Genomic DNA, 25,212 nt, shown 5'->3' with positions numbered 1-25,212 from the left:
GTACACAAAGACAGACTGGCAGGGCAAACGCATATAATTAGCGTTTTTGATGTGAAGTTGGGGTGAAAAGCCAGGTTCCTAGTGCAGTTTCAAGAAACTCTTTTGCAAAATGAAAAAGCAATCTTGGTCAAAAGTTGTGTGGAATTTTTGCCAACTCAACTTTCTTGCCCTCACAATCACCCTGTCACTAGCAGATGGGACTTTTGGCAATCAAGCACCAGTGTCAACTGCAAATCAGCAATTTCCCTCCAGTCGTGCATCAATCGACCAGGACATTCACCTCACTGCTCCTCTAGCCAAAATTACCTCTGTTTCTGAGTTAGCAGAGGTTCAACCGAACGACTGGGCTTTTCAAGCCCTGAAATCTCTGGTAGAACGCTACGACGTGGTTGCAGGTTATTCTGATAGCACTTTTGGGGGCAACCGCGCCATGACTCGCTATGAATTTGCTGCGCGTCTTACCGCAACCATGAACCGTATAAGTGAACTGATGATCGCACACACCTCTAACCGCGTCAGCCAACAAGACTTGGAAACCTTACAACGGTTACAAACTGAGTTTGCTCACGAGCTAAAGGTTGTACTAAAAAAATTAGATAGTTTGGAAGCCCGTTTACCAAGACAGCCATTTTCTACGACTACTAAACTTCAGGGAGAAGTTCTTTTTGCCCTTGCTGGAGTTGGTAGCGGTGACAAAGCTGATGGTTCAGGCGATGCTACCGATAGTCATCTTACTTTTAGCAACCGGGTACGCCTGAACTTTAATACTAGCTTTACTGGAAAAGACATACTTAGAACTCGTTTACAAGCCAGGAATATCTCTGGAATTGATCATGCGACGGGAACTGACATGGCTCGTTTAGCTTTTCAAGGAAACAGCAACAGCGATTTCAACCTCACCAGCTTGGAATATCGCTTCCCCATAGGAGAGCAAGCTGTTGTTTATCTTGAGGCAGTAGGTGGTAGCCTTAACGACTTTACCAATACTCTTAATCCGTTTTTCACTGGCAGTGGTCGTGGCTCTATCTCCCGCTTTGCACAGCGCAATCCGATTTATCGCCAGGGAGGTGAGATGGGAGTAGGGCTAGACTACGAGTTCAGTGAAACGGTCAGCTTGAGTTTAGGGTATCTCGCTGAGAATATCAACGATCCAGAAGTTGGGTTTGATAAAGCTGGCTACGCGGCGATCGCTCAACTCACTCTCGAACCCAGCGACACGTTCAAAGTTGGCTTCACCTACATCCACTCCTACAACAGCCTCGACACAGGAACCGGGAGCCGAGGTGCTAACGATCCTTTCAATGACGAGAGTGATGCTGTGACCGCCGACTCCTTTGGGTTGCAATCAGCGATCGCAATTAACTCTAAGCTTGCCCTTTCCGGTTGGCTCGGGTTTACTCATGCTAAAGCCACTGATCTGCCAAACAACCCAGTGGCGAATATTTTGAATTGGGCACTCACTTTGGCTTTTCTTGATCTGGGTAGAGAAGGGAACGTGGCGGGAATTGCGATCGGTCAACCGCCCAAAGTTATCAACAACGAATTTAAGGTTGCTGGACAGCCGTACGAAGATGAAGACACGGCTCTACATCTAGAAGCTTTCTATCGCTTCCAGGTTGATGACCATCTCGCTATTACCCCTGGAGTGTTAGTGATTGCTAGCCCAGAACACAATCATAACACCAGCACAATCTACGTCGGCACCATTCGGACAACCTTCAGGTTTTGAGAAGGTACTGCTTGGCATTCCCCCCAGCGTAATGCCAAAGGCGAGTGCGTGTACTTTGCGCTTAGGCGAGCACTCCGTGCCAACGCGAAGCCGAGGTAATTCACCTTTTGATAACTTGTTACAATACAATAAAGGATGCATTCTGCTCAAGACACCCGATAAAACAGGACGAATGTCGGAGGAAATCAGTCCGCGAATAAATCACAACCGTAAGAGCCGTACCAAAATACCCAACCTATCTAAAGGTTGGAAAAAGTTTTTTGGAGAGGCACGCACCCGGATTCTTCTCTGGTATATATTGATTATCAGCTTCATTTTTATAGTATCGATTCCGGCGTTTCGTCTGCTGTTGTATACCCGCGTTGATGCACGAGTCCGCAGGGAACAAAACGAAAAGATGGAGAATTTTAAGGCTCTGTTGGCACATGGAACTATACCCTACAAGATGAGAGGAAATACTGAGAATAGGGAAGAGTCTGAGATGGACGCAGATGAGCGTCTGATGAAGCTTCCATCTTCTGAAGAAGAACTGGAAGAATTCTTTGATAAGTTTTTGTCTCGCCAGCTTCCGGAAGACGATACCTTTCTGATTAGCATCGTACACGGAAAATTTTACAAATCTAGCCCCAGAGGGCGACCAAAAGAACTTTCCAAAGATTCAGTGTTAATGCGACGTTGGGCAAAACAAACTCAACCAGAACAAGGTGAAGAGGAAATTTCCGATCCTGCCATAGGCAGTATTATTTACGTTCTCGAACCTGTCACAATCAATGGACAAACTTTAGGGGCCTTTGTGGTGGCTCACACGACAGCAGGTGAGCGAGAAGAAGTTGTAGAAGCTGTCACAACCATCGTACAGGTGAGTTCTGCTGTTTTGGTTGTGGCTTTGGTGCTGGCTTGGGTAAGCTCTGGATATGTACTGAGTCCCTTGCGGATGCTGACAGCAACCGCGCGTTCTATCAGTGAATCTGACTTGCAAAAGCGGATTCTAGTGCGAGGCAAAGGAGAAATAGCGGAATTAGCAACCACCTTTAACGAGATGATGGACCGCTTGCAAGCAGCCTTCACCAGCCAGAGAAACTTCATCAACGATGCAGGACATGAACTGCGTACACCGATTACCATCATCCGAGGACACCTGGAATTAATGGATCAAGATGACCCACAAGAGATACAGGAAACTCTGGTATTGGTGTTCGATGAGTTAGACCGCATGAGCCGATTTGTAGAAGACCTGATTTTACTGGCAAAGGCGGAGCGCCCAGACTTTTTGCAGCTAGAGACAGTGAATGTAGCTTCCCTAACAGAAGAGTTATTTGCTAAAGCTAGAGCCTTAGCAGACCGTAACTGGTGTCTGGATGCTGCAGCTAAAGGTCAAATCGTCGTAGATCGCCAGCGACTCACCCAAGCAATGATGAATTTGGCACAAAATGCAACCCAGTATACACAAAATACTGATACAATAGGCATTGGCTCTGTCATTACCAAAAGTAAAGTCCGTTTCTGGGTTCGGGATACTGGAGAGGGAATTGCTGATACTGACCAAAAGCGCATATTTGAGCGTTTTGCGCGTGCTGCCAATAGTCGTCGTCGTTCTGAAGGTGCTGGTTTAGGACTGTCAATTGTGAAGGCGATTACTGAAGCTCATTATGGGGAAGTCATACTCCGTACTCAACTGAGAAAGGGAGCCATGTTCACCATAGTATTACCTTTAGAAGCTCCGCAAAAATAAAAAAGTTATGAGTTATAAGTTATGAGTTATGAGTTATGAATTCAAAACTTCTAACTCTTAACTGTTGACTCGTAAGTGTTGACTCTGTGCTCATATGACTCAAATTCTCATCGCTGAAGATGAACCCCGGATTGCTGCTTTTATCGAAAAGGGATTACGGGCAAATGGGTTTAGCTGTGCAATTGCATCCGATGCCGATGAAACATTGAACATGGTGTTAGGAAAGCACTTTGACTTGCTCATTCTCGACTTGGGGCTTCCTGGAAAAGACGGGTTGGAGGTGCTCGAAGAAATACGGGGGCAAGGGGAAGAATTACCAGTGATTATTCTGACGGCTCGGGATGAGATTACTGACAAAGTAGCAGGTCTGGAGGGTGGTGCTGACGATTACATGACCAAGCCTTTTCGGTTTGAAGAACTTTTGGCGCGGGTGCGCTTGAGGTTGCGAAATCGCCAACTCGTCCAACCAAAAGAGCAGATGTTTCTCAAAGCTGGTGATGTCGTGCTTGACTTGCGAACTCGTAAGGTGCGAGTCGGCGATCGCACCATAGACTTAGCAGCCCGCGAATTTACTTTAGCAGAGACTTTTTTGCGTCATCCAGAGCAAGTTTTGAGTCGAGAGCAGCTTTTGGATCGTGTTTGGGGATACGACTACGACCCTGGTTCTAATATTGTCGATGTCTATGTTGGCTATCTACGAAAGAAACTAGGCAGTGACTTGATTGAGACTGTCAGGGGCATGGGCTATCGACTGCGGCAACATTGACACTCCCTCAGCTGCCATGTATGCGTTGCAATCTGCAATTGGTCAAAATTTTGGCGAGGAGGATACTTATGCCGTCGGAGTTCGGTTCAAAACTCTGGATTTGTAGAGACAATTTACTATGATATCTATTATCAACTGTTGAGGGGTGTTAACGATGAGAGTACTAGTGACTGGTGTTGCTGGATTTATTGGCTATCACCTAGCACAGCGTCTTCTCAAAGAAGGAATTGAGGTCATAGGCATTGACAACTTGAATGACTATTATGATGTCAATTTAAAAAAAGCTCGTTTGGCGCAGCTTGACGCCCACTCAGGGTTTACGTTTCAGTTTTTGGAGTTGAGCGATCGCCTTGAGGTTACTCAACTCTTTCAAGAGTACACCTTTGACTATGTCGTTAACCTTGCTGCCCAAGCAGGCGTGCGCTACTCTTTACAAAACCCTTGGGCTTACTTAGATAGCAATATGACAGCCTTTGTTAATCTCTTAGAAGGATGTCGCCAAAGTCAAATTAAGCACTTAGTATTTGCTTCCTCAAGTTCCGTTTACGGTGTCAATACCAAAGTTCCCTTCGCTGTCAGCGATAATGTTGACCACCCCATTTCCCTGTATGCTGCGACCAAAAAAGCAAATGAATTGATTGCTCATACTTATAGTCATCTTTACCAGATATCGGCAACCGGACTGCGCTTTTTTACAGTTTATGGTCCTTGGGGAAGACCCGACATGGCGTATTTTAAATTTGTGAAAGCGATAGAAGAAAGCAAGCCGATTGATGTCTACAACTTCGGAAAAATGCAGCGGGATTTTACTTATATCGATGATGTCGTTGAGGGAGTCTTTCGGGTGATGCTCAAACCGCCCCAACCCGAGATAGCGAACAGCAATGCTCGTTACAAGCTTTACAACATTGGTAATAATAATCCGGTGGAATTGATGACGTTTATCGAGGTGATTGAAAAGGCGCTTGGCAAAAAAGCTGTGAAGAACCTATTACCGATGCAACCGGGGGATGTTCCTGCGACGTACGCTGATGTAGATGACCTAATGCGTGATGTGGGATTTAAGCCCAGTACTCCCCTTGAGCAAGGTATAAATTGCTTTGTGCAATGGTATCGAGAGTACAAAAAATCATGAACTCTTCATCTTCCAATCATGCAAGGGGGCTATGCTCCTTATTACCCATTCAATAATGATTGGGGGAGCTTGTGATATCAAAATGCTAGGATAAACTGCCATTCCCCAATGGGGATGGACTAACACGCGGCATTTGTTTTGAATCACTGGATAGCTTAATAAAGCTTTCACAGCGGCGGTGTCGTCGTGCAGAATTTTCCCTGGACGGGAAAGCAAAGGATAGCCAGTGCGGGGGTCGATCAGGTCTGTTAAATAGCTGCTAGCGCGCAGATTAAATGCCACATCACAGCCAAATCTCATAAAATTTTCCCGCAACCGTTCTTTTTCTGTCTCAATTTCCGGTGTACTTTCTACGAGTTCATACCGTGATTGCTGTAAAACAATCACGACCCACAAAGAAAGCTGATTTTTCCAATCTGGCAATATCTGCTCGCGGTTGGCACAGATATACTGACTGGGATAATGAATTGAAATTTGAACAGCTTGTCCCGTTTTGCCAACCAAATGAATGGGATAGCCTCCACCAGAAGTGTAAACTGTCGGATAGTTCACTCAACTTTAATTTGGTTTTTAGAGGTTTTTTCAATTCATCTTTTGTACTGATGATAACTCTTAAAGAGTTAAGAAACATATCTATTTTCCATAAAAAAGACGATACTTTAAAACTCTTTAAAATATTATATGAATTCTTAATCTTCCTCTTATCTCTTTTTAACCTTTTATGATACTATTTTTTACCAAAAAAGCACTTCATTATTCAGAACTCATATCATGTTCGGGAAATTACCCATAATCAAACTTGTTTGTAGTAAGGACTTTAGTCCTTGCTTTCAAAGAACAAGAGGGCGAAAGTCCTCACTACAGATTTATTAAGGTTATTTAACCGGACATAATATCAGGGGTCAAAAGAGAAAATCAGGATTTAGAATCAAGGCTTGGAGTTCTGGTTCTGAGCAGCGGTCTAAAGCCGATAAAATTATTTATAGACATAAAAAAATATCCTGATCAAATCCCCCTACCTTAGGGATGGGGATATTCTGCGTTCTTCTTAATATCTTCGCTGTGTCATGACTACCGCAAGGGAGGAGTGGGAGAAAGAAAGTTAAAAGTAAAACGAATCTTCTGATTTTTGACTTTTAACTTTTGTCTTTCTTAATCCAGCTTTAAAGCATTCACTGGAACTTCATCCCAAGAATTGACTGTCCGCAATCGCGCCACCCAACCCCATAACTTTTGCTCCTCAGTCAAATTTTGCTTAAAGGACTCATGGCAATCTTTAGCTTGAGACTCGTTACAGCAAGCAATACAAGCATGAATCATGCCGGATGAATCAATTTGTTCATTTACCCAAATAGTCATGGCTTATTCCCCCCAAGAACTCAAGCTGAAAAAGCAATATGCCATCCTAGAATACTATTAGAGTCATGAAACTGTTGTCAAAACCCGTGGTAAACAATGGCTAATAGTCAATGATTAGTGAAATTCGCCCGTAGGGTGGGCAGCATTGCCCACTCTACTCAATCATCTATTGTTTACGTTCGCGAGTGCGTGCCGCAGGCATACGCGAGTGCGGTGTATGTAGGGCTTATGATTTAGGATTGCTATAGTGAATGGTTAGTGGTTAGCTAATAGTAGAACAACCAACAACTAATCAATTAACAGATTGCAAATAGCAATGAGTCGTTAGGGCTTTTCGGTAGCAATAGCTAATCTTGCTCCCGGCACTTGACGCAGGCGATCCATGACTGCTACCACTTGACCATGACTGACTCGCTCATCTGCATTAATAATGACCACACTTTCTTGGTCAGATCTGATCAATCCACCTACCTGTTCTACCAATGCATCAAGGGCGACGGGTTCATTGTTTACGCTTATTCGTCCTTTGTTATCTACCGTCACTGTAATTGGGTCTGATGCTTGTTGTTGTTGTGCCGTTGCTGCTTTGGGTAAATTGACTGGCAATCCTTGCGATCGCGTTAAAAACAGCGTTGACATGATAAAAAATGTCAAAATTGCAAATATCACATCAATCATTGGTACGATGTTAATCTGCGCTGGTATATCTGGTTCATCTGGAAGCCGCATAGGTTTTATCTCCTCGTTCGTAGCGACGGCGGTAAAGCAATTCTAGCTGTCCACCATATTCCTGAATCAGTGCGATTTGCCGTTGATAGAGTCCACGGAAGGTGTTGGCAAATAGAAGTGTAAAAATAGCGACAACTAATCCTGAAGCTGTAGAAACTAAGGCTTCGCTAATCCCAGAGGTTACGCCTGCTGTTCTCGTACCTCCCACATCCCCAATATTCAAAGAGGCAAAGGAAGCTATTAATCCTAAAACAGTTCCCAGAAGCCCTAACAGCGGTGCTAGAGAAATGATTGTATCAAAGATGTTTTGAAAGCGCTTAAGCACAGGTATCTCGGCTTGTGCTTCACTTTCTAGTGCTAAACGAAATTCTTCTGGAGTTGGTTGTTCCAGTTCTAAAGCTGCTAGAAACATCCTCGCAATGGGTAAATCTGTATTCTGGTGCAATTTATCCAAGGCACCAACAACATTATCATGACGGTAGAGATTCAGCACCTCGCGCACTACGCTATTTTGGCGGCTATTGATTCGCACCCAAAAAAGGACACGTTCAACGATCAGTGCTACTGCTAACAGCGAAAACGCCAGCAGTGGCCACATTACCACACCACCTGCTGTAAATAGATTACTAAATACCATGTTTTGTTTCTCAACTCCTCAACAGGATTTAACGTCAAACTTACGCTACGATTCAACCCACCTTCGCGGCTGCATCTACGCCATCGCTGATCAGGCGACCATCTTCCATATATATGATGCGATCAGCTATGTCAAGGATGCGGTTATCATGAGTCACCAGCAAAATGGTACAGCCTTGTTCTTTCGCCAGCTGCTGCATCAATTCCACGACATCACGCCCAGATTTTTTATCGAGTGCAGCCGTGGGTTCATCTGCTAGAACGATTTTTGGCTGGCTAATGAGGGCGCGGGCGATCGCTACCCGTTGCTTTTGTCCACCGGATAGACTCTCTGGATAGTAATCTGCACGATTTCCTAAACCAACACTCTCCAACATGGCAACTACTTTAGCATTCATGTCCTGATCTAAAAACTCGTCATGCAACTCTAACGACATCCGCACATTTTCTCTAGCTGTCAGAAATGTCATGAGGTTATGGGCTTGGAAAATATAGCCAATTTGACGGCGAACGTCCCGCAGCTTCCTTTTACTCGCACCACACATTTCTTGTCCTAAAATCTTCAGACTACCTTCTTGAGCAGAACGCAGTCCACCCATAAGGGTTAACAAGGTCGTTTTTCCTGAACCTGAAGGTCCAGTCATAATTACAATTTCGCCAGAGTAAATATCTAGATTGATATCAAATAACGCTTGTTTGCGAAGCGCACCTTCACCAAAGTAATGATTGAGATTTTGGCCAGAGATGACAGGTTGAGTTGTTACTATGTGAATTGGGCTATGAGAAGAAGTTAATTTTTTCATAATTTATTCTCTAGGTGAATGTTATTGGCTACTTGCCTATGATTTGCGTAACAATTCCTCAGAAAATCTCAACCTGGAAACAAGCACAGGTGGAATTTGGGTAAAGTTAGACCAACCGTAAAAGCGACTGTTAGAAGGATGGTCAGATGGAAAAGCAGGTTCTTCCAAGCCATCCAGCACAAACCCAGCACGGAATGCTGCACCTAATAGGATGTGCAACGGTCGATGGAAGTACAGATGCGGTTTTGGTTGATTTTCAAGTGCTAATCCTTTTGTGGTGGAGGGTTGTAAATATCCAGACACTTTGACTGAGTATTCACTCACCAGTTGACCTTCGCAATCTTTGACTTCTGCAGCCATAGTGATGTATGTGTTGTTGAAGCAAGGATGCTGCACGGCAAAGATGAAGCAGCCTCGAGGGCGTAGTAACTTTGTGAGTGCGCGTAGGAGGGGGTCAATTTCTGCCATATCCATGAGTGCCATCGCAGATACAGCAGCATCAAAGGAACGTTCCCCCAACCCAAGTAAAGCTGTCTCATCCGTAGCGTCGAGGACGTAATACTCAATGGATGTTTCATGCTGTTGAGTTCTCCTGCGGGCACAGGTAATCATCTCCTCGGCAAAATCTATTCCTACGACCTGTGCGCCCAAGCTTGCTAACCTACGAGTCGTAAGCCCAGTACCACAGCCTATGTCCAAAATGCGAGTACCTGATTTTACCTCAAGCAGTCTCTCCATTGCAGGACGAACCAGCACTTGATGAAAGTCGTTCCCGTTATCTCCCATGCGGGCGTCCCAAACACTAGCGTTGGTGTTCCACGCATTACGAGTGTCAATGTTCAATGCATTTGTCGAGTCATTTGACATTGATGTCTACCTTGAACATATAGCGGTTTGCAATTGAGTGAGGTACACAAAGAAATAATGAACCACAGATGGACACAGATAAATTAGTACTTCATTCAGATCAGAAGCGCTATAATTCCTGCCATCATTTACTCACTAAAACACATCTGCTGGATCAGCAGATTGTAACTTCCGCATCGCTACCGCCCCAGAAAAGCTGCACATCACTACTGTTAGCACAAACACAGTTATTGCACGGCTAAGTGTCATGCCAATGGGCAGAAGTGTTGCTGCATACGTCAATTGGTAAAGCGCAATGGAAATCAAAAATCCAGGAACATAACCCAATGCTGCTAACAGCAATGCTTCTTGAAACAAAACACCGAGAAGATAGCGATCGCTATATCCCATTGCCTTTAATGTCCCATACTCTGGTAAATGTTCGGAAACATCACTATAGAGAATCTGGTACACAATTACGATTCCCACAATAAATCCTACAATCACACCAAGTCCAAAAATGAATCCAATCGCCCCTTGGCTTTCCCAGTAGTACCTTTCCACCGCCGCAAAACCTTCTGGTGTTAAAACTCGCACATCAGGTGACAATTCTTTGGAAAGTTGCGCTTGGACTTGGGTAGGATCGAAACCAGGTTTGAGCTTGATTAAACCGACTGTTATTTGACTGGGTTGATGTTCGGGAAACAATTTCAGAAACGTTGAATCACTTGTGATGACGTTACCATCAGCAGCAAATGAACTACCAACCGTAAACAGTCCGGTAACTTGAATATTCTGGTTATTGAGTTCTGCTTCTAGTGTTCCATGCTTTTGCATAGCGTCGGCAACAGCCCCGTACTCTGGACGTCCAGCACGGTCAAATAACACTCTATTCAAAAGTTTAAGATGCGTTGCATTTTGCTTCACCTCTGGTAACCTAAGGTTAGGGGCTTCTGGATCAACTCCCCAAATCAAAATGGCGCGGTTAAGCCGAGTTTCGGGATTTCTCCACTGTCCTGAACCAATGTATACAGAACTGACCGACTTAACACCTTCATAACTCAATGCTTGATAAAGTCGTTCACGAGAAAAGCTTTTGACTGAGAAAAGGGTTTGGAATTGGGGATTAATCATCACCAAATCTGCCTCAAGTAGGCGATGAGGCTGTGTGGCGCTGTCATAGAGTGCATCTTGAAACGCAAGTTGCACAAACATCAGCATATCTGCAAAGGCAATACCTGCCACTGCCACCGCTAGACGAGTTTTTTCTTTCATCATTTGTCGCCATGCAAGTGGGGTTCTACGAAACCATTTACGAAACATTTCAGGAAACTCCTTGACACACTATATAGCGAGTACTGTTTCTTCAAGCTTGCGTTGTCGCATGAAGAGAAACAAAGGCAAGCCTAAAGAAACACCAACTAACAAAGTACTGGCGACATAAATCCACAAATTTTTCATCTTCAGCCGTGAACCTTCCCTAAATATAAAGACGAAAAGAACCAGCGCTGAAACAAACACGTCCAGACCAAAGAACGAAGAAATTCGGCTAGCAAAAAGTTGTTCTATCATCAGGTTGGCATCCAGTCCGTGTTGTAACAGAAACGGCACGAATTGTGAGTAAGGTAAAACAGTACCTAAAATACAAAGAATTAAGTATGTGGTTTTCAGCATTGTGATACCTCTGTTGAGTTGCTTTAAAAAAGCAGGTCATTCATGAACGATAGAATGCCTGCAAAGTCAATCTTGAAGTAAGCCGTCAAAAAACGAAGTTTTTCTTTATTCCTTTTGACACCGTTTAAGTATTTGAGTCTATAAGCCGTAATTGCCAAAGTCGCCCAAGGATAAGTTCTTCTAAGAATCCAGATTCGAGAAGTTTTGCAAAGCATTTGTAGAAGTCTCCTCCTTGTCACACCAAGATATATCGAACATTCGTTATAATTTGAGGCAGAGAAAATTTACAGTTCAATTTCTGTTTGGACTTGCAAGTTGGTTAACCCAGCAACTTTCTTGCTGTCTTCTGGTGTGAGGCGAATTTTCACTTCAACGACTCGCTTATCCAAGTTTTCCCCTGGCTGATTGCTGAACACGTTTTGTTGGTTAACCTGCAAGCCAATCAAAGAAACAACTCCGCGTAGTTCTCCGGTAAACGCTTGTCCTGTCACGACTGCCTTTTGTCCGATTTTCACTTTACCAATATCGGATTGATAAACCTCCGCCACAGCAACCATTTGGTTAGTCTGCGCTAGATCCACAATGCCAGAGTCACTAATCTTTTCTCCAACTCGCGTATGAATTTTGAGTATCCGTCCTGCTACAGGTGCCCTGATATCAGCTTGTTCCAAATCAGTTTGTGCGCGTTTGACAGATGCAACAGCATTATCAACTTCTGCTTGCGCCGCTTGCACATCCACGGGACGAACTTCAGCAATCTTGTCGAGGGTGGCGTTGGCTTCTCTGATTTGCTTGATACCAGTGACGTTGATTCTTTGTAGCGCCACTTTCGCTTCACGAACTTGTTTGCTACTAGTAGCATTAATTCGGCTAAGTACAGCTTTGGCTTCGTTGAGTTGCTGTTGTGCGGTTTCCAAACTCAGACCTTTAGTGTCAAATGAGGAACTGGAAATTGCTCCTTCCTTGTATAACTGCTGATAGCGCTGATATTCGGCTTGAGCATTTTTGAGTTCTGCTTCAATTTTCCGAATTGTTGCTTCTTGCGCTGTTCTGTCGCCTTCCCACTGTGCCTTTACTCGGGCGATCGCTTCTTCTTGAGCGACTCTATCACTTTGCAATTGTGCCTGCAAGCGCTCTATGGTTGCTTTTTGAGCAACTATTTCCCCAGTTTTTGCCCCAGCTTTTACCTGTGCAAGTTTCGCTTGAGCCATCTTAACCTCCTCCTGTGCTTGCCTAAGGGCATCTTGCAGTTTATCTCGTGAATCGAGAATTGCCACAACTTGTCCGGCTTTTACCTGTTCACTCTCTTTGACGAGGAGTTTCGCAAGGCGATCGCCATCCAACGCTAGAGGTGCAAATAGGCTAATCACCTCGGCTTCAGGCTCTAGTCGTCCTAATGCTGTCACCTTTTTTACTGGGGAAGCAGTTTCCACTGGTGCAGGTTTTTGACTGACCACTCCATACTGGGAAATGCCATAAAAAACAATTCCACCTGTGATTGCACTCGCAGTCACGACTAGTCCAATTAACGAGCGATTTGTTGGTTTCGATAATACTTTGAAAGTCATATTCTTCTTATGTAATTAGCCGTTAGAAGTCTTATTCGACAGTTCTTTTTCCAAATAAGCTGTCAGCATTTTGCCTAACAAAGCACATTGTTCAGGCATAGAAACCATTTCATTAGCACATAACCTTTGTAGGATTAGACCATCAATTAGGGTCATGACAAAGGCAACCAGCACCGGATCTTGAATGTCAAGTAAATCAGAAATTGCCTGTTGATATCTCTCAATGGAAAGCTTAAACAAACTACTTTTCTGAAACTCCTGGCGGTCTTGATGGTGGCAAAAATCAATCCAGATATAAGTCCACTTGATGAAGTAATCCTCGTTTTTCTCCAAGAATCTCCCCAAAACTTCTAGCCGTTCTTGCAGCGTTTGCGTACCTTCCAACTCCGCTGCCGCCATTAACACATCCCGCTCACTTATTTCTTCCGCCAATTGCTCAAACAGCGCCTGTTTACTTGGAAAATAATGATATAATGTCCCTGTGGAAACAGTTAAACCTTCTGCAATTTGGCGCATGGTAATTGCGGAGTAGCCTTTCTCGGCGAATAAGTCAAAGCATCTACTGAGCAGTTCTTTGCGGTATTGGTCATGGTCAATAATCTTCGGCATCTCTTGGATAAATTTATATCGAACGCTCGTTATTAAATAACTTACTATCTTTGCTTCTGGGTTGTCAAGCTTTAAAGAGCAGTTTCGCGGATAATGAAGATGTAAGCTAGAAGCACAACAGAGAGTAGTTGTCTTCTATGAGTGGTGCAATTTGACCTATGCAGCAGTCCAACTCTAGCTATGACCGAGATTTTCTGCGACAGCTTGCGACCCTGGCTGCAATCATCGGTGCTTTTGTGGTTAATGTCCTATCCAACATCTTTCCCTTAAATGGATTCAGCATTGGTGAAATTTCTAACACTCTGTTCAAAAACCTACAGATTATTCCTGCTAATTACGCCTTTGCAATTTGGGGATTGATTTACCTTGGTCTATTTGCTCTCGGAATCTATCAAGTTCTGCCAAATCAGAGACATGACCCCGATTTACGTAAAATAGGCTACCTGCTCGTCATTGCTTGTTTTGCCCAAAGCCTCTGGGTTTATCTGTTTCTCTCCCGGCTTTTTTCGCTTTCGGTCGTAGCAATGCTGGGAATTTTGCTACCCCTGATTGCTATATATGTACGGTTAGGGATTGGCAGAAACTCTGCATCTCGTATCAAGAAGTGGTGCGTCCATTTTCCTATCAGCATTTATCTAGCGTGGATTAGTGTAGCAACTATTGTTAATGTGGCTTGTGCGCTGTATTTTGTAAGCTGGGATGGTTGGGGAATTTCTGCCCAAGTCTGGACAGTCATCATATTGATAGTTGCAGCCGCAATTGCTGCGGTTATTGCTGTCCAGCGCCGAGACATTGCTTATACAGCAGTAACGGTTTGGGCTTTAGTTGCAATTGCCGTAAAACAGTGGGAAAACCCCATCCTGAGAATAGTGGCTTTGGTATGTGCAGTTGCCCTGATCTTGCTTATTTTTATGAAAAGCTCGCGCACTCAGCTTTTGAATGGTTATTGACACTCTCACCTTCAAGGCTTCGCCTGTGAAGGGAGATTCTTGCTTCAACAGGTTTTTCTAGCCCACTGTGGTATAACGAGTTAAAAACTCTCCCACAGGCACTGACCCCGACAGATTCCCCTCCACAAGCATCTGTTTTACTACCACGGGCTGCCCGACCGCAGTCACAAAATACTTATTCTGATGTATCCTTTGTCTCATTCACAACATTCGACCCCCCTGTTAACAACGAATACCCCGTCCTTAAGGACGGGGTTTATCCCTATCAGGTATTTCCTTTTGGTGATGCGAGTTGTCTGGTGGAGAAACACCAATCTTGCCTAACCCTAACTTTTTTGGTGGCAAGTATATTCTACTACACCAAGGTATTGCGAAGCCATGTTTTTTATTGGTCGCAATTCATCTCCCCGTTAAGGCGAAGCCTGTAACGGGAGTCCTCTTGCGACATCCAAGATAGAGAATTCAGAAAATCATCTATGATGACAAAACGACTCCTAGTCTATCTCTGGCGCAATCTTTTTTAAATTTGGATGGCACGACATTACGCACCCTTTGTCATCAAAATTCACTTTTAAATCAGTTCTTAATCTCAATGGTGTAAAGATACTTCAAATAACACACATATTATTGGAAATGTAGATTTTGGTTTATAAGGGTAATAGTTGAACCTTTATCTAAAATCTAAATTTATTTATGTCTGAACAATTAAACTTTCAAGGTAATGGTATGGATCGCCTCCCTCCCCAAAACATTGAGGCGGAAGAAGCGATATTAGGGGGGATTTTGCTAGATCCAGAAGCCATCAGCAGAGTGAGCGATCGCCTCATTCCAGAAGCTTTTTATATTAGCGCTCATAAAGATATCTATCAAGCAGCTACCAGGCTGCACAGTCAGGGTAAGCCTACAGACTTACTTGCAGTCATAAATTGGCTGACTGACCACGATATGCTAGCCCGTGTTGGTGGTAGAAATAAATTAGCAACGCTAGTAGACCGCACGGTGTCGGCTGTTAACATCGATGCTTTAGCAGATTTAGTCATGGAAAAATATCTGCGACGTCGATTAATCAAAGCCGGCAATGAAATTGTGCATCTTGGGTATCAGACAGAAAGCGAATTACCAATAGTCTTAGACCAAGCAGAACAAAAAGTATTCGGTATTACTCAAGAACGCCCTCAAGTAGGTCTAGTTCACATTTCTGATACCCTAATTAATACCTTCCAAGATATTGAGACTCGCCATCAAGGTGTCGCCCTTCCGGGTATTCCCTGCGGCTTTTACGATTTGGATGGCATGACCAGTGGTTTTCAGCGTTCTGATTTGATTATTGTTGCTGGTCGCCCGTCAATGGGAAAGTGTCTAAATGAAACCACTGAAATTGTTCTAGCAGATGGTACTATATCAACAATTAAACAAATCTACGAGCATCATCAAGCCGAACTGCTGACACTTGGGAATGATTGGAAATTTCACCTAACTCAACCATCTGCATTTGTAGATGACGGTATCAAGCCAGTTTTGCGCGTCACAACTCGTTTGGGGCGATATGTTGAAACTACAATCACGCACCCGTTTTTAACTATTAAGGGTTGGCAAAAACTCGAGGAACTTAAAGAGGGTGATAAAATTGCTGTACCTCGCAGAATAAATATATTTGGTATAAAACAAATCCGTGAGTGTGAAGTCAAATTACTAGCTTACTTTATAGGTGATGGTTGTTTGACAGACATAACCCCTGAATTTACAAATATAAACCCTTTGATTCAAGAAGATTTCACCCATGCTGTTATCAACTTTTCTTCTCAACTGAAAGTTCGTATAGAAAAGCGTCCTGATCGTTCCCCAATATTCTATGCTGCTAGGTGTCAGGGGCGAAAAAATCCTCTCACTGAGTGGCTTGTGAATCTATCGCTCTGGGGCAAAAAAGCTGATGAAAAAATAATTCCTGCCCTGTGCTTTCAACTAGAACGCTCGCAAGTCTCCCTATTCCTCAACCGCCTCTTCGCCACAGATGGTTGGGCTACGGTGCTTGCAAGCGGTCAGTCACAATTAGGCTATTGTACTGTTAGCGAAAAACTAGCAAGACAGGTACAACATCTGCTGCTGAGGTTTGGCATTATTGCGACTTTGAAGAAGCGGTCTGTTAAATACAAAGACACTCGTAGACAAGCTTGGCAACTAGATATTACTGATGCTCAGTCCATCAAAACTTTTATCTCAGAAATTGGTATCTTTGGCAAAGAAACTGCCCTGTTGCAGGTACAAGCAGCTTTGATGAATAAGAGATACCAAACTAATCGTGACCTCATTCCAATAGAAATATGGGAGGAAATCACAGCAGCCAAAGGGAAAGAACCGTGGACAGTTTTAGCGCGTAGAGCAGGAATCAAAGGACACACAAATATTCATGTCGGTAAACGTGCTTTATCCCGGGAACGCCTTTTCACTTTGGCAACTGCATTAGAAGATTCATCCTTACAACAATTAGCAACAGGGGATGTCTATTGGGACGAAATTGTGTCTATTGAGTCGGTAGGATACAAACAAGTTTATGATTTGACAATTCCTGTTACCCACAATTTTGTTGCCAATGATATTTGTGTTCACAACACCGCCTTCTGCTTGAATCTTGCTCATAATATTGCTGCTTCATATAAATTACCAGTTGCTGTTTTCAGCTTAGAAATGTCAAAGGAACAACTGGTGCAACGGCTATTAGCAAGTGAGGCGGGAATTGAAACTGGTTATTTGCGAAGTGGACGCATTAGTCAAACTCAGTGGGAACCTTTAAGCCGTGCTATTGGTATGCTCTCGGAGATGCCAATTTTTATTGACGATACGCCGAATATTACAGTCACAGAAATGCGGAGTCAGGCGCGGCGCTTGCAAGCAGAATTAGGTACAGAACTGGGACTAATTATTATAGATTACTTGCAATTGATGGAAGGAGCGGGCGATAATCGCGTGCAAGAACTATCAAAAATTACCCGAAATCTTAAAGGTTTAGCCCGTGAATTAAGTGTCCCAGTGATTGCTCTGTCTCAGTTGAGTCGAGGAGTCGAATCACGGACTAACAAGCGACCAATGTTATCTGATTTGAGAGAAAGTGGAAGTATTGAGCAAGATGCGGATTTAGTTATCATGTTGTACAGAGACGATTACTATAACAGCGACACTCCTGATAGGGGAATCGCCGAGGTCATCATAGCTAAACACCGCAACGGTCCTACAGGTACTGTTAAACTCTTGTTTGACCCACAATTTACCAAGTTTAAAAATTTAGCCAGACCAAACAATTATTAAAAGTGAGTTAGTAGTGAATAGGTAGTTGTTAGTGGTAAATAGTTGCTACTCACAACTCACAATTCACAACTAACTACTAACTACTAACCATCACTGAATTTTCAGCAATTCTACATCAAAATTCAGAGTCGCGTTGGGTGGAATGACGCCACCAGCACCACGAGCACCATAACCTAATTCTGGGGGTATGATTAACTGACGACGACCGCCTACTTTCATAGTGCTAAGTCCTTCGTCCCAGCCTTTGATGACTTGTCCAACACCGAGTTGAAAATCAAAGGGACGGTTGCGATCGCGTGAACTATCGAACTTGGTACCATCTTCGAGAGTACCGGTGTAGTGAACTACCACTTTTTGTCCAGTTTTAGGAGTCGCCCCAGTCCCCTCTACCAAATCAATGTATTTTAGCCCAGAGGGTGTGGTGACGACATTAGCTTCAGACATAGTTTTGCTTGCAATGAGGGTATTGTTTTCTTGTACCTGGATGAGTGTTGGAGTTGTTTCGGTTAACTGCTGGGCAGCAATGGCGATATCCTGTTTGTTACCGCCAACTTGCGCCAAAACCAAAAGAACAACACAAACTAGCATGAAACCCATGCTGAGTAAAATCGCTTTCAAAATGAGTCCTCTCTACTTAGTAGTCTGACAAATTAAGATAACCAGTAGGACAAAACTTAGTGTAAATCAGAACGCGACCCTTAACGCCAAAGCTTATTTTCTAAATCGCGTATTTGACGCTCCAAACGGTCAATCCTACCCCGCAGTTCGTCAACTTCTGACTGACGAGCGACCCCCAAATCCTGTAACATATTTCGCAGTTGTCGTTGCATATTGCCCTCCCAATTTCCCTGCTCCGACTTCAACTGCTGTACCATATCATCCATAACCGCTTTGGCTTGCTCAGGATCAAGCTTGCCATCCTTAACAAGTTGGTCGCTTGCTTCCCGCAGTTTGTCTGCAACCACGGAGGTTGTGCCAATACCCAACATTAATAACTGCTTCATCCAGTTGTTGTTGTCCATAAAGCCTTTCTATCACTTTTTTCAAATCAAATGGTCCTTTCTCATAAATCTATCCTATAGACCTATGGTGGAAGGATAATTAATATAGACTACATCTCTATTCTGACAAACGAACATAGGGAATAAAAAGTGTGATAATCGAACTACTTAAGGTGAAAGTTCCGCCCGAACAAAGAGAAAAATATATCCAGAAAGATGCAGAAATTTGGACAGCGGCGCTGGCTAAACATCCAGGATTTCTTGGTAAAGAAGTTTGGAGCAATCCTAAAGATGCCACAGAAGTAGTTCTGGTTATTCACTGGGCGACAAAGGAGCATTGGAAAGCGATACCCCAAGTAGAACTAGAGGCTATTGAGCAAAAGTTCAGCGAAGCGATGGGAAAATCCTATCCAATTGTCGAGTCAAGCGAGTATCAGGTGCGGAAATTTCCACAGAAAGAAGCAGGCTAGACAAACCCGCTTACTAAAATCAAACTAACCCTCTTGTCTAAACGGTAGAACAAAGCTTAAATAAAGTTTCATGACCGTAACTACTTATAAATGGACAATTGAACGATATCACCGAGCAATAGAGGCAGGCATTTTTGATGACCAACCCATAGAATTATTGCGCGGCGACCTCATTGTTATGCCCCCAGAACGAGAACCCCACGCCTACTACAACACAGAAGCCGCTGATTATCTCCGCACACTACTCGGTGAACGGGCAAAAATCCGCGATGCTAAACCCGTAACTCTGCCAAACAATTCCGAACCTGCTCCCGACGTTGCCATTGTCAAACCTTTAGGCGAGGTCTACTTAGAACACCACCCCTACCCTGAAGACATATTTTGGATTATTGAATTCTCCAATGCCACCCTCAGCAAAAACTTAGGAGAGAAAAAAGAAATCTACGCTGAGGCAGGCATTACCGAATATTGGGTTGTTAACCTCAAATATAAGCAGTTGCAAGTATTTCGTGACCTCAAAAATGGGCAATACAAAACCGAACTGACACTAACTACAGATACTATTGCCCCGCTAGCCTTTCCTGATGTATCCCTCCAAGTTGAGCGCCTCATAGGTGTAGCGAAAAGCTACAAAGAACAATCTTAAAAGCGCTACGCATTCATCTACGCATTCATAAGCCAGCGCTCTTTGACGGAGAAGCCAGTGCAGGCGACTGGCGTCCCACGTCTAGAAGCCGAACGCGAGTGCGTGCCGTAGGGATTGGGCTTTCTGCTCTCAACTCTGTCAGGACTTCAGTCCAGACTATAAGCCAGACTATAAGCTAATCGTCATTCAGTTTTCCAGGATAATTCGCTTGTAGTAAGGGCTTCAGCCCTAGCTCTATGCAACTTGAATGCTCATTGGCTTATCACCTAAAGATAACTAAAGCCCTCACAACGAACTCCCATCAGTTAGGGATACCAGAGACTCTTAGTTAAAGGAAGCGGGTTCCTGAATGAGTTACGGTAGAAGTACCCTAGGAAGCTATGCCCCTTTGTGCAAGGTTAAGCACTATGAGTGAACCACCAGGCGTTCGACAATTTTTTGATACTGAGTTAGCACTCTGATTGCTCGCCACGCTATATTCGGGCAAATGTTACGTTCTGCCATCTGTTTGAGGGAGGCGAGCATAATATCGGTATCTTTTTGAAGTTGAAGCACGGTCAGTTGGTCAATGACCTCATCCTCTGGCATCTCTTGAGAGGAGATGTGAGATTTTAGTGTATCAATTTTTTCTTGCATGGTTCCACCTTCTATAGTTAGAAAGGTTTCAGAGAGGCTTTGCTTCTGGTGATCACAACCTTCATATTGGACCATATCCCACGGTATTAATAGCAACTGTTTCAGCCTCGCAATCAAGATCAGTGCATCTTGAGGAGTAGGGATATTGATATAGATTAAGCCAAAGCTGATGGGAGCATAAACAGCAAAAGATACGGTTTCATTAGATGCAAACATCTTAATTGTTACATCCTCAACATATTCGCTGAGGACAAAGGTATATCCATGCTGCTGCAACCAATTCTCCCATTTATCAATTAGTACAGACTGAGCCATATCAGTCCAATCAATTAGAATCACTGCGCCTCCTTGCAAAGATTATTGTTAGACCAACAAAACTCTGCCGTTATTGGGCTTGTACTATTACCAGTACAACTCATTCATCATAGGGAACTAACTCTAAAGCCTTAGTAATGTAGACAACACATCCTTTTTTTGTTGATAACGCTTAGATTTCTATTTTTACTCAATTTTTTTGCATTTAAATTAGCTGAAACCTGAACATACAAGCTATCTTAAAAAAAAGAATATGAGGAATTTCTGAGGATGGTCAAAAATTATAGAAATTCCTCACAAATATAATATTTGAGAGTATGCGTAGACGGGTGAGTATGGGCGTTTAGCCACAATGAAGCATCAAAATCTTTCTCCCCTTGTCTGCTTGCCTATTTTTATAGGATGTACAAGATGTGACTAATCTCGCTCTCCTGGCTCTGATACTCCTTAAGTGACCCTAAACTCGGGAAACATGACTTAAGTTGATGTGTATACTTATAGGTAAAAGCTTAATAGACAAGAGTATCATGCCTCTAGATTTTTTAACCGCTTGGGGAGTGAGTACTGCTGTTGGGTTTCTCTTTCAACCAGTGATGAAACAATTTGCCCAAGATGTAGGCAAAGATTTATTAAAAGATGTCCTCAAAGATTTGTTAAAAGCTCTTAGTTATCTACCTTTGGCTTATCTCTCAAAAAGAACAGTCAATGCCCCAAAAATACCCAGATTATGCCGATTATAAACAATCTAGCGCCCGTTTGATAGAGAAGTTTTTGGCAAACATTGGCGAGATGAAACTTGGCATGAAGTCTTGCGGTTGATTGCAGGAATGATTGAGCCAAAATTTGTTGGGGAAATTGTTGATTATTTAATGGCGCAGAATGGTGAGGCGGAGAAATTTAGTAACTTGTTTTTGGCGGCTAAGTGTCTTACAGATGTGAGGAATAGGAAGGAGATTGTAAAAACGGCTCACCAATTACTGAACTGCTTTAAAGACTTAACCAAATACGACTTAAATTACTATTACGATCCCTCTCGAGATGTAGAAGAAACAAAACTAGTTCAGGAAATTCGTACCCAAGCAGTTGCAGCAATTGCAATCACTTGGAAAGATGACGCCACTACCCTCCCCTGGCTCAAACAACGCGCCACTGCTGATTATGATTCCTATGTGCGAGGTGCAGCAGTCCAAGCATTAGCCAGCAACTTCAAAGATGACAAAGATACCCTCCCCATCCTCAAAAGTCGCGCTACTGCTGATGATGATAAGTATGTGCGACGTGCAGCAGTCCAAGCATTAGGCAAATGGTTCAAAGATGAGCCTGAGTTGTTTGATATTTACTACAACTGTGCTGTTAATGACCCCTTTAAGCGCAAGGAAAACGATGAAACCAATCCTCGACGCATTGCACTTGAGATAATTGTCAAACAACATCCTCACCATCCCCAAACTTTACCACTGTTGCGCGACAGAGCGGAGAATGACCCCGATGAGAAAGTGCGGGAGTTTGCTCAGAAGAAGTTGAGGGAATGGGGAGAATAAGAAGAGATAGGGAGGTGGGGTGATAGGGAGATGAGGAGTGAGAATGTAAGCTGAGTATATGCCCAAGAAAATCAGAGAACTCAAAAGCTTGTTGTTGCAAGCTGGATTTACCAGCCGTCCTGGGAAAGGGAGTCACACTAATTGGTTTCATCCTTTGCTACCAGGGAGAGTTACTTTATCAGGTAAGGACGGGAATGATGCTAAATCTTACCAGGAGAAAGACGTTAATAATGCACTTCAAAGGATAGAAGAAATTAGAAAAGCTCAACAAGAGGAAGAACAAGAATGAATTCTCATTACACCATAATTATTCAGTGGTCTGACGAAGATGATTGTTTTGTTGTCAGTTTTCCTGAATGGGGAGAGTTTTGCCATACTCACGGAGAGACTTACGAAGAAGCTCTCAAGAATGCTCAAGAAGTGCTAGAGATGTTAATTGAGACATCTTTAGAAAATGGTGAACCTCTGCCAGAACCTCAAACGCTAGTAAAATCTTGGAAAGTAGCATAGAAGTACAATGAGCAATAAAGAGGGACACGCTGATGAATACACCTACCCAAACAACAAAAGTTTACGACGAAATTATTGACTTCATTGCTGCTGGAACCACTTCCCAAAGCGTCGTCAATTTTCAACTTTCAGAATCTGCAAAAGAGCGTTTAGAAGACCTAGTGTACGCACACAAAATGGGGGAACTCACGCCAGAAGAAAAGCGGGAATTAGACCAATTTCTGACGCTAGAGCATATAATGCGATTAGCAAAAGCGCGAGCTTATAAGTATATTAGTGCTGAGTAAGTATTAAAAGTGTCCCGCCCTGACATTAATTCAGAACTTCGCCGTTTAGTTGCAGCCCGTGCTGACTACCTGTGTGAGTACTGCCTTATTCTAGAAATAGAAGCACCATCGGGTTGTCAAGTTGACCATATAATCAGCGTCAAACACGGTGGAGCTACAACAGAGGATAATCTCTGCTACGGTTGCGTTTTCTGCAATCTTCAAAAAGGAACTGATTTAGGATCTATTAATTGGCGCACTGGAGAACTGGTTAGGTTCTTCAACCCACGTAGAGATTTTTGGGGAGAACACTTTCGGTTAGAGGGCGCTGTGATTCAACCGTTGACAGATATTGGAGAAGTGACAGCGCGTATTCTAGATTTTAACAGCGATGAGCGCATTCCGGAACGGCAAGCCTTAATAGATGTTGGTAAGTATCCATCTTCATTAGCCTTACGACGCATCACAAATTAAAAATAGAATTATCAAGTTGTGTAATTTGATTAACCAGTGGGAATCCTAAAAGTAGCAGACATTGCTACTTAACCACTAGAATTTCCACGCTAATTATACGATGGCATACCAAAATATCACCGCTTCCCTTTCCCCGGAAGATATGCAACAAATCAAAGCAGCGTTGCAAACAATTCAAAAGAAGCTACCTTTCCTGATTACCTTAAGTACGGAAGAACGGCGCAGGTTATTTAAAATGGGCGACAAAAGTTTAGCCTTTGTCAACAATAGCCTCACCGCTGCTCAGTCCAACCCCGACATCTTACCAGCTAGTTTTAACCTTGAGGAATTTGTACGGGATTATCAATTAGCCGCTACACTCACCGAACTTTTGATTGCACTGCGGCAACTAAGCGAACAGGTAGATGATACCTTATTAGCAGTGGGGAGTGAAGCCATGAGCAGTAGTTTGACGGTTTATGGCTACGTGAAAACCGCTGCTAAAAAGACTCCTGGTTTAAAAAGGCTTGCTGAACAATTAGGCGATCGCTTTAAAGCAATCAAAAGCAAATCTGTTAAAGCTGCTTCTGGTTCTTAAAATTTGCCAAACGAGGTGTTTTTTGTCGTCCACGAGTCCCAAACACTCATGGACGAGTGTTGAGGACTCGTGGACGAGTGTTGAGGACTCATGGACGAGTGTTGAGGACTCGTGGACGAGTGTTGAGGACTCGTGAACGAGTGTTTGGGACTCGTGAACGAGTGTTGAGGACTCGTGGACGAGTGTTTGGGACTCGTGGACGAGTGTTTGGGACTCGTGAACGAGTGTTTGGAACTCGTGAACGAGTGTTTTATCCCCATCCTTCTAAGTAAATAGCTAAAATCAAAATGTTTGCTTATTTAAAGCTACGCTAGTGGACACTGCTACTTGCCCTCGCTGTCATCTACCTCTAAATTCCCAAGCTGTCACCTGTCCTCATTGTGGCATGCAGTTGAAAGCTTACGGACACCCTGGGATACCCCTACACCGCGCAACCGAGAAGGAGTATCTCTGCAACACCTGCACTTACCACGCTGACGATACTTGCAATTTTCCCCAACGTCCTTTTGCTAAGGAATGCATTCTCTACCAAAATCTTGAAGAGAGTAAACAAGAGTTGCAGCAGCATTACGCCAGCAGCTTTGGTGCAACAGTAAGAAGCTGGATGAGACGCAATCAGGCTTTGGTTTTGCTGTTGGTTTTATTATTTGTATGTTTGATGATTGCTTTGTCTACAACTTAACCGAAAATCGGAGGGCGCAAGATGTTGCAGCCGCCCAAGTCGTCCGAAATCAAAGGTGTGCAACCGTAGGATAGTTGGTTGTAGGGGCACAGCATGCTGTGCCCCTACCATATGGTTTGTAGTTTATGCTTTTGAAAGCGCTCATAAGTGCATGAGTCAAAGAAAACTTAATCTATTACATATTATTAACAATTAAGCGGAGGAGTCTTTACTCGCAAAACGATTATTCTAATACTTTAAGTTTCACAGGAGAAT

30 protein-coding genes are annotated in these 25,212 nt (G+C 43.4%); 17 read left to right on the top strand and 13 right to left on the bottom strand.

Going from position 1 to position 25,212, the window contains the following annotated elements:
- Positions 1 to 109 precede the first annotated feature (109 nt).
- The 4 genes from MAS10914_RS0121875 to MAS10914_RS0121855 all read left to right on the top strand — a co-directional run bounded on the left by MAS10914_RS0121875 (position 110) and on the right by MAS10914_RS0121855 (position 5,362).
- Positions 110 to 1,729 carry an iron uptake porin gene (locus MAS10914_RS0121875; RefSeq protein ID WP_017318084.1) on the top strand — a complete coding sequence of 540 codons (1,620 nt, stop codon included), beginning with the start codon at positions 110 to 112 and terminating at the stop codon, positions 1,727 to 1,729.
- Between the two features lie 31 nt (positions 1,730 to 1,760).
- Positions 1,761 to 3,461, top strand: a complete 1,701-nt coding sequence (locus MAS10914_RS0121870) for a HAMP domain-containing histidine kinase (protein ID WP_017318083.1) — start codon at positions 1,761 to 1,763, stop codon at positions 3,459 to 3,461.
- Positions 3,462 to 3,555: 94 nt separating this feature from the next.
- A complete protein-coding gene (locus MAS10914_RS0121865) occupies positions 3,556 to 4,227 on the top strand; it encodes a response regulator transcription factor (RefSeq protein ID WP_017318082.1) in 672 nt (223 codons plus the stop codon).
- Positions 4,228 to 4,381: 154 nt separating this feature from the next.
- Complete coding sequence (locus tag MAS10914_RS0121855; protein ID WP_017318080.1) at positions 4,382 to 5,362, top strand: NAD-dependent epimerase; 981 nt, start codon at positions 4,382 to 4,384, stop codon at positions 5,360 to 5,362.
- Here MAS10914_RS0121855 and MAS10914_RS0121850 read toward each other — a convergent pair.
- The 10 genes from MAS10914_RS0121850 to MAS10914_RS0121800 form a co-directional block, all read right to left on the bottom strand.
- The gene (locus MAS10914_RS0121850) at positions 5,357 to 5,914 is read right to left on the bottom strand and encodes a methylmalonic aciduria and homocystinuria type D protein (RefSeq protein ID WP_017318079.1); all 558 of its coding nucleotides are present in this window, start codon (positions 5,912 to 5,914) and stop codon (positions 5,357 to 5,359) included. The two genes, MAS10914_RS0121855 and MAS10914_RS0121850, sit on opposite strands and share 6 nt — an antisense overlap.
- A 600-nt stretch (positions 5,915 to 6,514) precedes the next feature.
- Positions 6,515 to 6,721 (bottom strand): hypothetical protein, encoded by a 207-nt coding sequence (locus tag MAS10914_RS0121845; RefSeq protein WP_017318078.1) that lies wholly within the window; start codon positions 6,719 to 6,721, stop codon positions 6,515 to 6,517.
- 324 nt (positions 6,722 to 7,045) lie between these two features.
- Positions 7,046 to 7,450, bottom strand: a complete 405-nt coding sequence (locus MAS10914_RS0121840) for an ExbD/TolR family protein (protein WP_017318077.1) — start codon at positions 7,448 to 7,450, stop codon at positions 7,046 to 7,048.
- The gene (locus MAS10914_RS0121835) at positions 7,434 to 8,087 is read right to left on the bottom strand and encodes a MotA/TolQ/ExbB proton channel family protein (protein ID WP_017318076.1); all 654 of its coding nucleotides are present in this window, start codon (positions 8,085 to 8,087) and stop codon (positions 7,434 to 7,436) included. Before MAS10914_RS0121835 ends, MAS10914_RS0121840 begins: the two co-directional genes overlap by 17 nt.
- A 52-nt stretch (positions 8,088 to 8,139) precedes the next feature.
- Complete coding sequence (locus tag MAS10914_RS0121830) at positions 8,140 to 8,889, bottom strand: DevA family ABC transporter ATP-binding protein (protein WP_017318075.1); 750 nt, start codon at positions 8,887 to 8,889, stop codon at positions 8,140 to 8,142.
- 36 nt (positions 8,890 to 8,925) lie between these two features.
- Positions 8,926 to 9,756: a class I SAM-dependent methyltransferase gene (locus tag MAS10914_RS30770; protein WP_017318074.1), complete on the bottom strand. Its 831-nt coding sequence runs from the start codon at positions 9,754 to 9,756 to the stop codon at positions 8,926 to 8,928.
- A gap of 135 nt (positions 9,757 to 9,891) precedes the next feature.
- Positions 9,892 to 11,058, bottom strand: coding sequence for an ABC transporter permease DevC (gene devC / locus MAS10914_RS0121820; RefSeq protein ID WP_017318073.1), 1,167 nt, complete (start codon positions 11,056 to 11,058; stop codon positions 9,892 to 9,894).
- Positions 11,059 to 11,079: 21 nt separating this feature from the next.
- The gene (locus tag MAS10914_RS0121815; protein ID WP_017318072.1) at positions 11,080 to 11,409 is read right to left on the bottom strand and encodes a DUF2834 domain-containing protein; all 330 of its coding nucleotides are present in this window, start codon (positions 11,407 to 11,409) and stop codon (positions 11,080 to 11,082) included.
- A 284-nt stretch (positions 11,410 to 11,693) separates the two neighbouring features.
- Entirely contained in the window at positions 11,694 to 12,977 is a 1,284-nt protein-coding gene (locus MAS10914_RS0121805; protein ID WP_017318070.1) for an ABC exporter membrane fusion protein, read from the bottom strand.
- Positions 12,978 to 12,992: 15 nt separating this feature from the next.
- Positions 12,993 to 13,586 (bottom strand): TetR/AcrR family transcriptional regulator, encoded by a 594-nt coding sequence (locus tag MAS10914_RS0121800; protein WP_026082729.1) that lies wholly within the window; start codon positions 13,584 to 13,586, stop codon positions 12,993 to 12,995.
- Between the two features lie 158 nt (positions 13,587 to 13,744).
- Here MAS10914_RS0121800 and MAS10914_RS0121795 point away from each other — a divergent pair, with 158 nt between their 5' ends.
- Both MAS10914_RS0121795 and dnaB read left to right on the top strand, forming a co-directional pair.
- Entirely contained in the window at positions 13,745 to 14,536 is a 792-nt protein-coding gene (locus MAS10914_RS0121795; RefSeq protein ID WP_017318068.1) for a tryptophan-rich sensory protein, read from the top strand.
- 693 nt (positions 14,537 to 15,229) lie between these two features.
- Positions 15,230 to 17,839 (top strand): replicative DNA helicase, encoded by a 2,610-nt coding sequence (gene dnaB / locus MAS10914_RS0121790; protein WP_017318067.1) that lies wholly within the window; start codon positions 15,230 to 15,232, stop codon positions 17,837 to 17,839.
- A gap of 90 nt (positions 17,840 to 17,929) precedes the next feature.
- Here dnaB and MAS10914_RS0121785 read toward each other — a convergent pair whose 3' ends face one another.
- Both MAS10914_RS0121785 and MAS10914_RS0121780 read right to left on the bottom strand, forming a co-directional pair.
- Entirely contained in the window at positions 17,930 to 18,457 is a 528-nt protein-coding gene (locus MAS10914_RS0121785) for an FKBP-type peptidyl-prolyl cis-trans isomerase (protein WP_026082728.1), read from the bottom strand.
- Positions 18,458 to 18,537: 80 nt separating this feature from the next.
- On the bottom strand, positions 18,538 to 18,861 hold the full coding sequence (locus tag MAS10914_RS0121780; protein WP_017318065.1) for a phasin family protein: 324 nt from the start codon (positions 18,859 to 18,861) through the stop codon (positions 18,538 to 18,540).
- Positions 18,862 to 18,992: 131 nt separating this feature from the next.
- Here MAS10914_RS0121780 and MAS10914_RS0121775 point away from each other — a divergent pair, with 131 nt between their 5' ends.
- A complete protein-coding gene (locus MAS10914_RS0121775) occupies positions 18,993 to 19,310 on the top strand; it encodes a TIGR03792 family protein (RefSeq protein WP_017318064.1) in 318 nt (105 codons plus the stop codon).
- 70 nt (positions 19,311 to 19,380) lie between these two features.
- Complete coding sequence (locus MAS10914_RS0121770) at positions 19,381 to 19,956, top strand: Uma2 family endonuclease (protein ID WP_017318063.1); 576 nt, start codon at positions 19,381 to 19,383, stop codon at positions 19,954 to 19,956.
- A gap of 405 nt (positions 19,957 to 20,361) precedes the next feature.
- On the opposite strand, the gene MAS10914_RS0121765 is transcribed toward MAS10914_RS0121770, so the two are convergent.
- Positions 20,362 to 20,907 (bottom strand): hypothetical protein, encoded by a 546-nt coding sequence (locus MAS10914_RS0121765; RefSeq protein WP_232224212.1) that lies wholly within the window; start codon positions 20,905 to 20,907, stop codon positions 20,362 to 20,364.
- A gap of 527 nt (positions 20,908 to 21,434) precedes the next feature.
- Between MAS10914_RS0121765 and MAS10914_RS34525 the strand changes: the two genes are divergently transcribed.
- The 9 genes from MAS10914_RS34525 (at position 21,435) to MAS10914_RS0121725 (ending at position 24,957) form a co-directional block, all read left to right on the top strand.
- On the top strand, positions 21,435 to 21,647 hold the full coding sequence (locus MAS10914_RS34525) for a hypothetical protein (protein ID WP_017318061.1): 213 nt from the start codon (positions 21,435 to 21,437) through the stop codon (positions 21,645 to 21,647).
- An 87-nt stretch (positions 21,648 to 21,734) separates the two neighbouring features.
- Positions 21,735 to 22,448 (top strand): HEAT repeat domain-containing protein, encoded by a 714-nt coding sequence (locus MAS10914_RS0121755; RefSeq protein WP_017318060.1) that lies wholly within the window; start codon positions 21,735 to 21,737, stop codon positions 22,446 to 22,448.
- A 58-nt stretch (positions 22,449 to 22,506) separates the two neighbouring features.
- Complete coding sequence (locus MAS10914_RS0121750; protein WP_017318059.1) at positions 22,507 to 22,737, top strand: type II toxin-antitoxin system HicA family toxin; 231 nt, start codon at positions 22,507 to 22,509, stop codon at positions 22,735 to 22,737.
- On the top strand, positions 22,734 to 22,958 hold the full coding sequence (locus MAS10914_RS0121745; RefSeq protein ID WP_017318058.1) for a type II toxin-antitoxin system HicB family antitoxin: 225 nt from the start codon (positions 22,734 to 22,736) through the stop codon (positions 22,956 to 22,958). The genes MAS10914_RS0121750 and MAS10914_RS0121745 overlap by 4 nt, the downstream gene beginning before the upstream one ends.
- Positions 22,959 to 22,990: 32 nt before the next feature.
- A complete protein-coding gene (locus tag MAS10914_RS0121740) occupies positions 22,991 to 23,245 on the top strand; it encodes a hypothetical protein (RefSeq protein WP_017318057.1) in 255 nt (84 codons plus the stop codon).
- 9 nt (positions 23,246 to 23,254) lie between these two features.
- The gene (locus MAS10914_RS0121735; protein ID WP_017318056.1) at positions 23,255 to 23,698 is read left to right on the top strand and encodes an HNH endonuclease; all 444 of its coding nucleotides are present in this window, start codon (positions 23,255 to 23,257) and stop codon (positions 23,696 to 23,698) included.
- A 100-nt stretch (positions 23,699 to 23,798) separates the two neighbouring features.
- Positions 23,799 to 24,275, top strand: a complete 477-nt coding sequence (locus MAS10914_RS0121730) for a hypothetical protein (protein WP_017318055.1) — start codon at positions 23,799 to 23,801, stop codon at positions 24,273 to 24,275.
- Positions 24,276 to 24,331: 56 nt separating this feature from the next.
- Positions 24,332 to 24,547 carry a hypothetical protein gene (locus tag MAS10914_RS34520; protein WP_156818212.1) on the top strand — a complete coding sequence of 72 codons (216 nt, stop codon included), beginning with the start codon at positions 24,332 to 24,334 and terminating at the stop codon, positions 24,545 to 24,547.
- Between the two features lie 41 nt (positions 24,548 to 24,588).
- On the top strand, positions 24,589 to 24,957 hold the full coding sequence (locus MAS10914_RS0121725) for a zinc ribbon domain-containing protein (RefSeq protein WP_026082727.1): 369 nt from the start codon (positions 24,589 to 24,591) through the stop codon (positions 24,955 to 24,957).
- The last annotated feature ends 255 nt before the right edge of the window (positions 24,958 to 25,212 follow it).

It is taken from the genome of Mastigocladopsis repens PCC 10914, from assembly GCF_000315565.1.
Lineage (GTDB): Bacteria > Cyanobacteriota > Cyanobacteriia > Cyanobacteriales > Nostocaceae > Mastigocladopsis > Mastigocladopsis repens.
The sequence above is the reverse complement of the archived record's forward strand: the minus strand, read 5'-3'. Positions and strand labels throughout refer to the sequence as shown.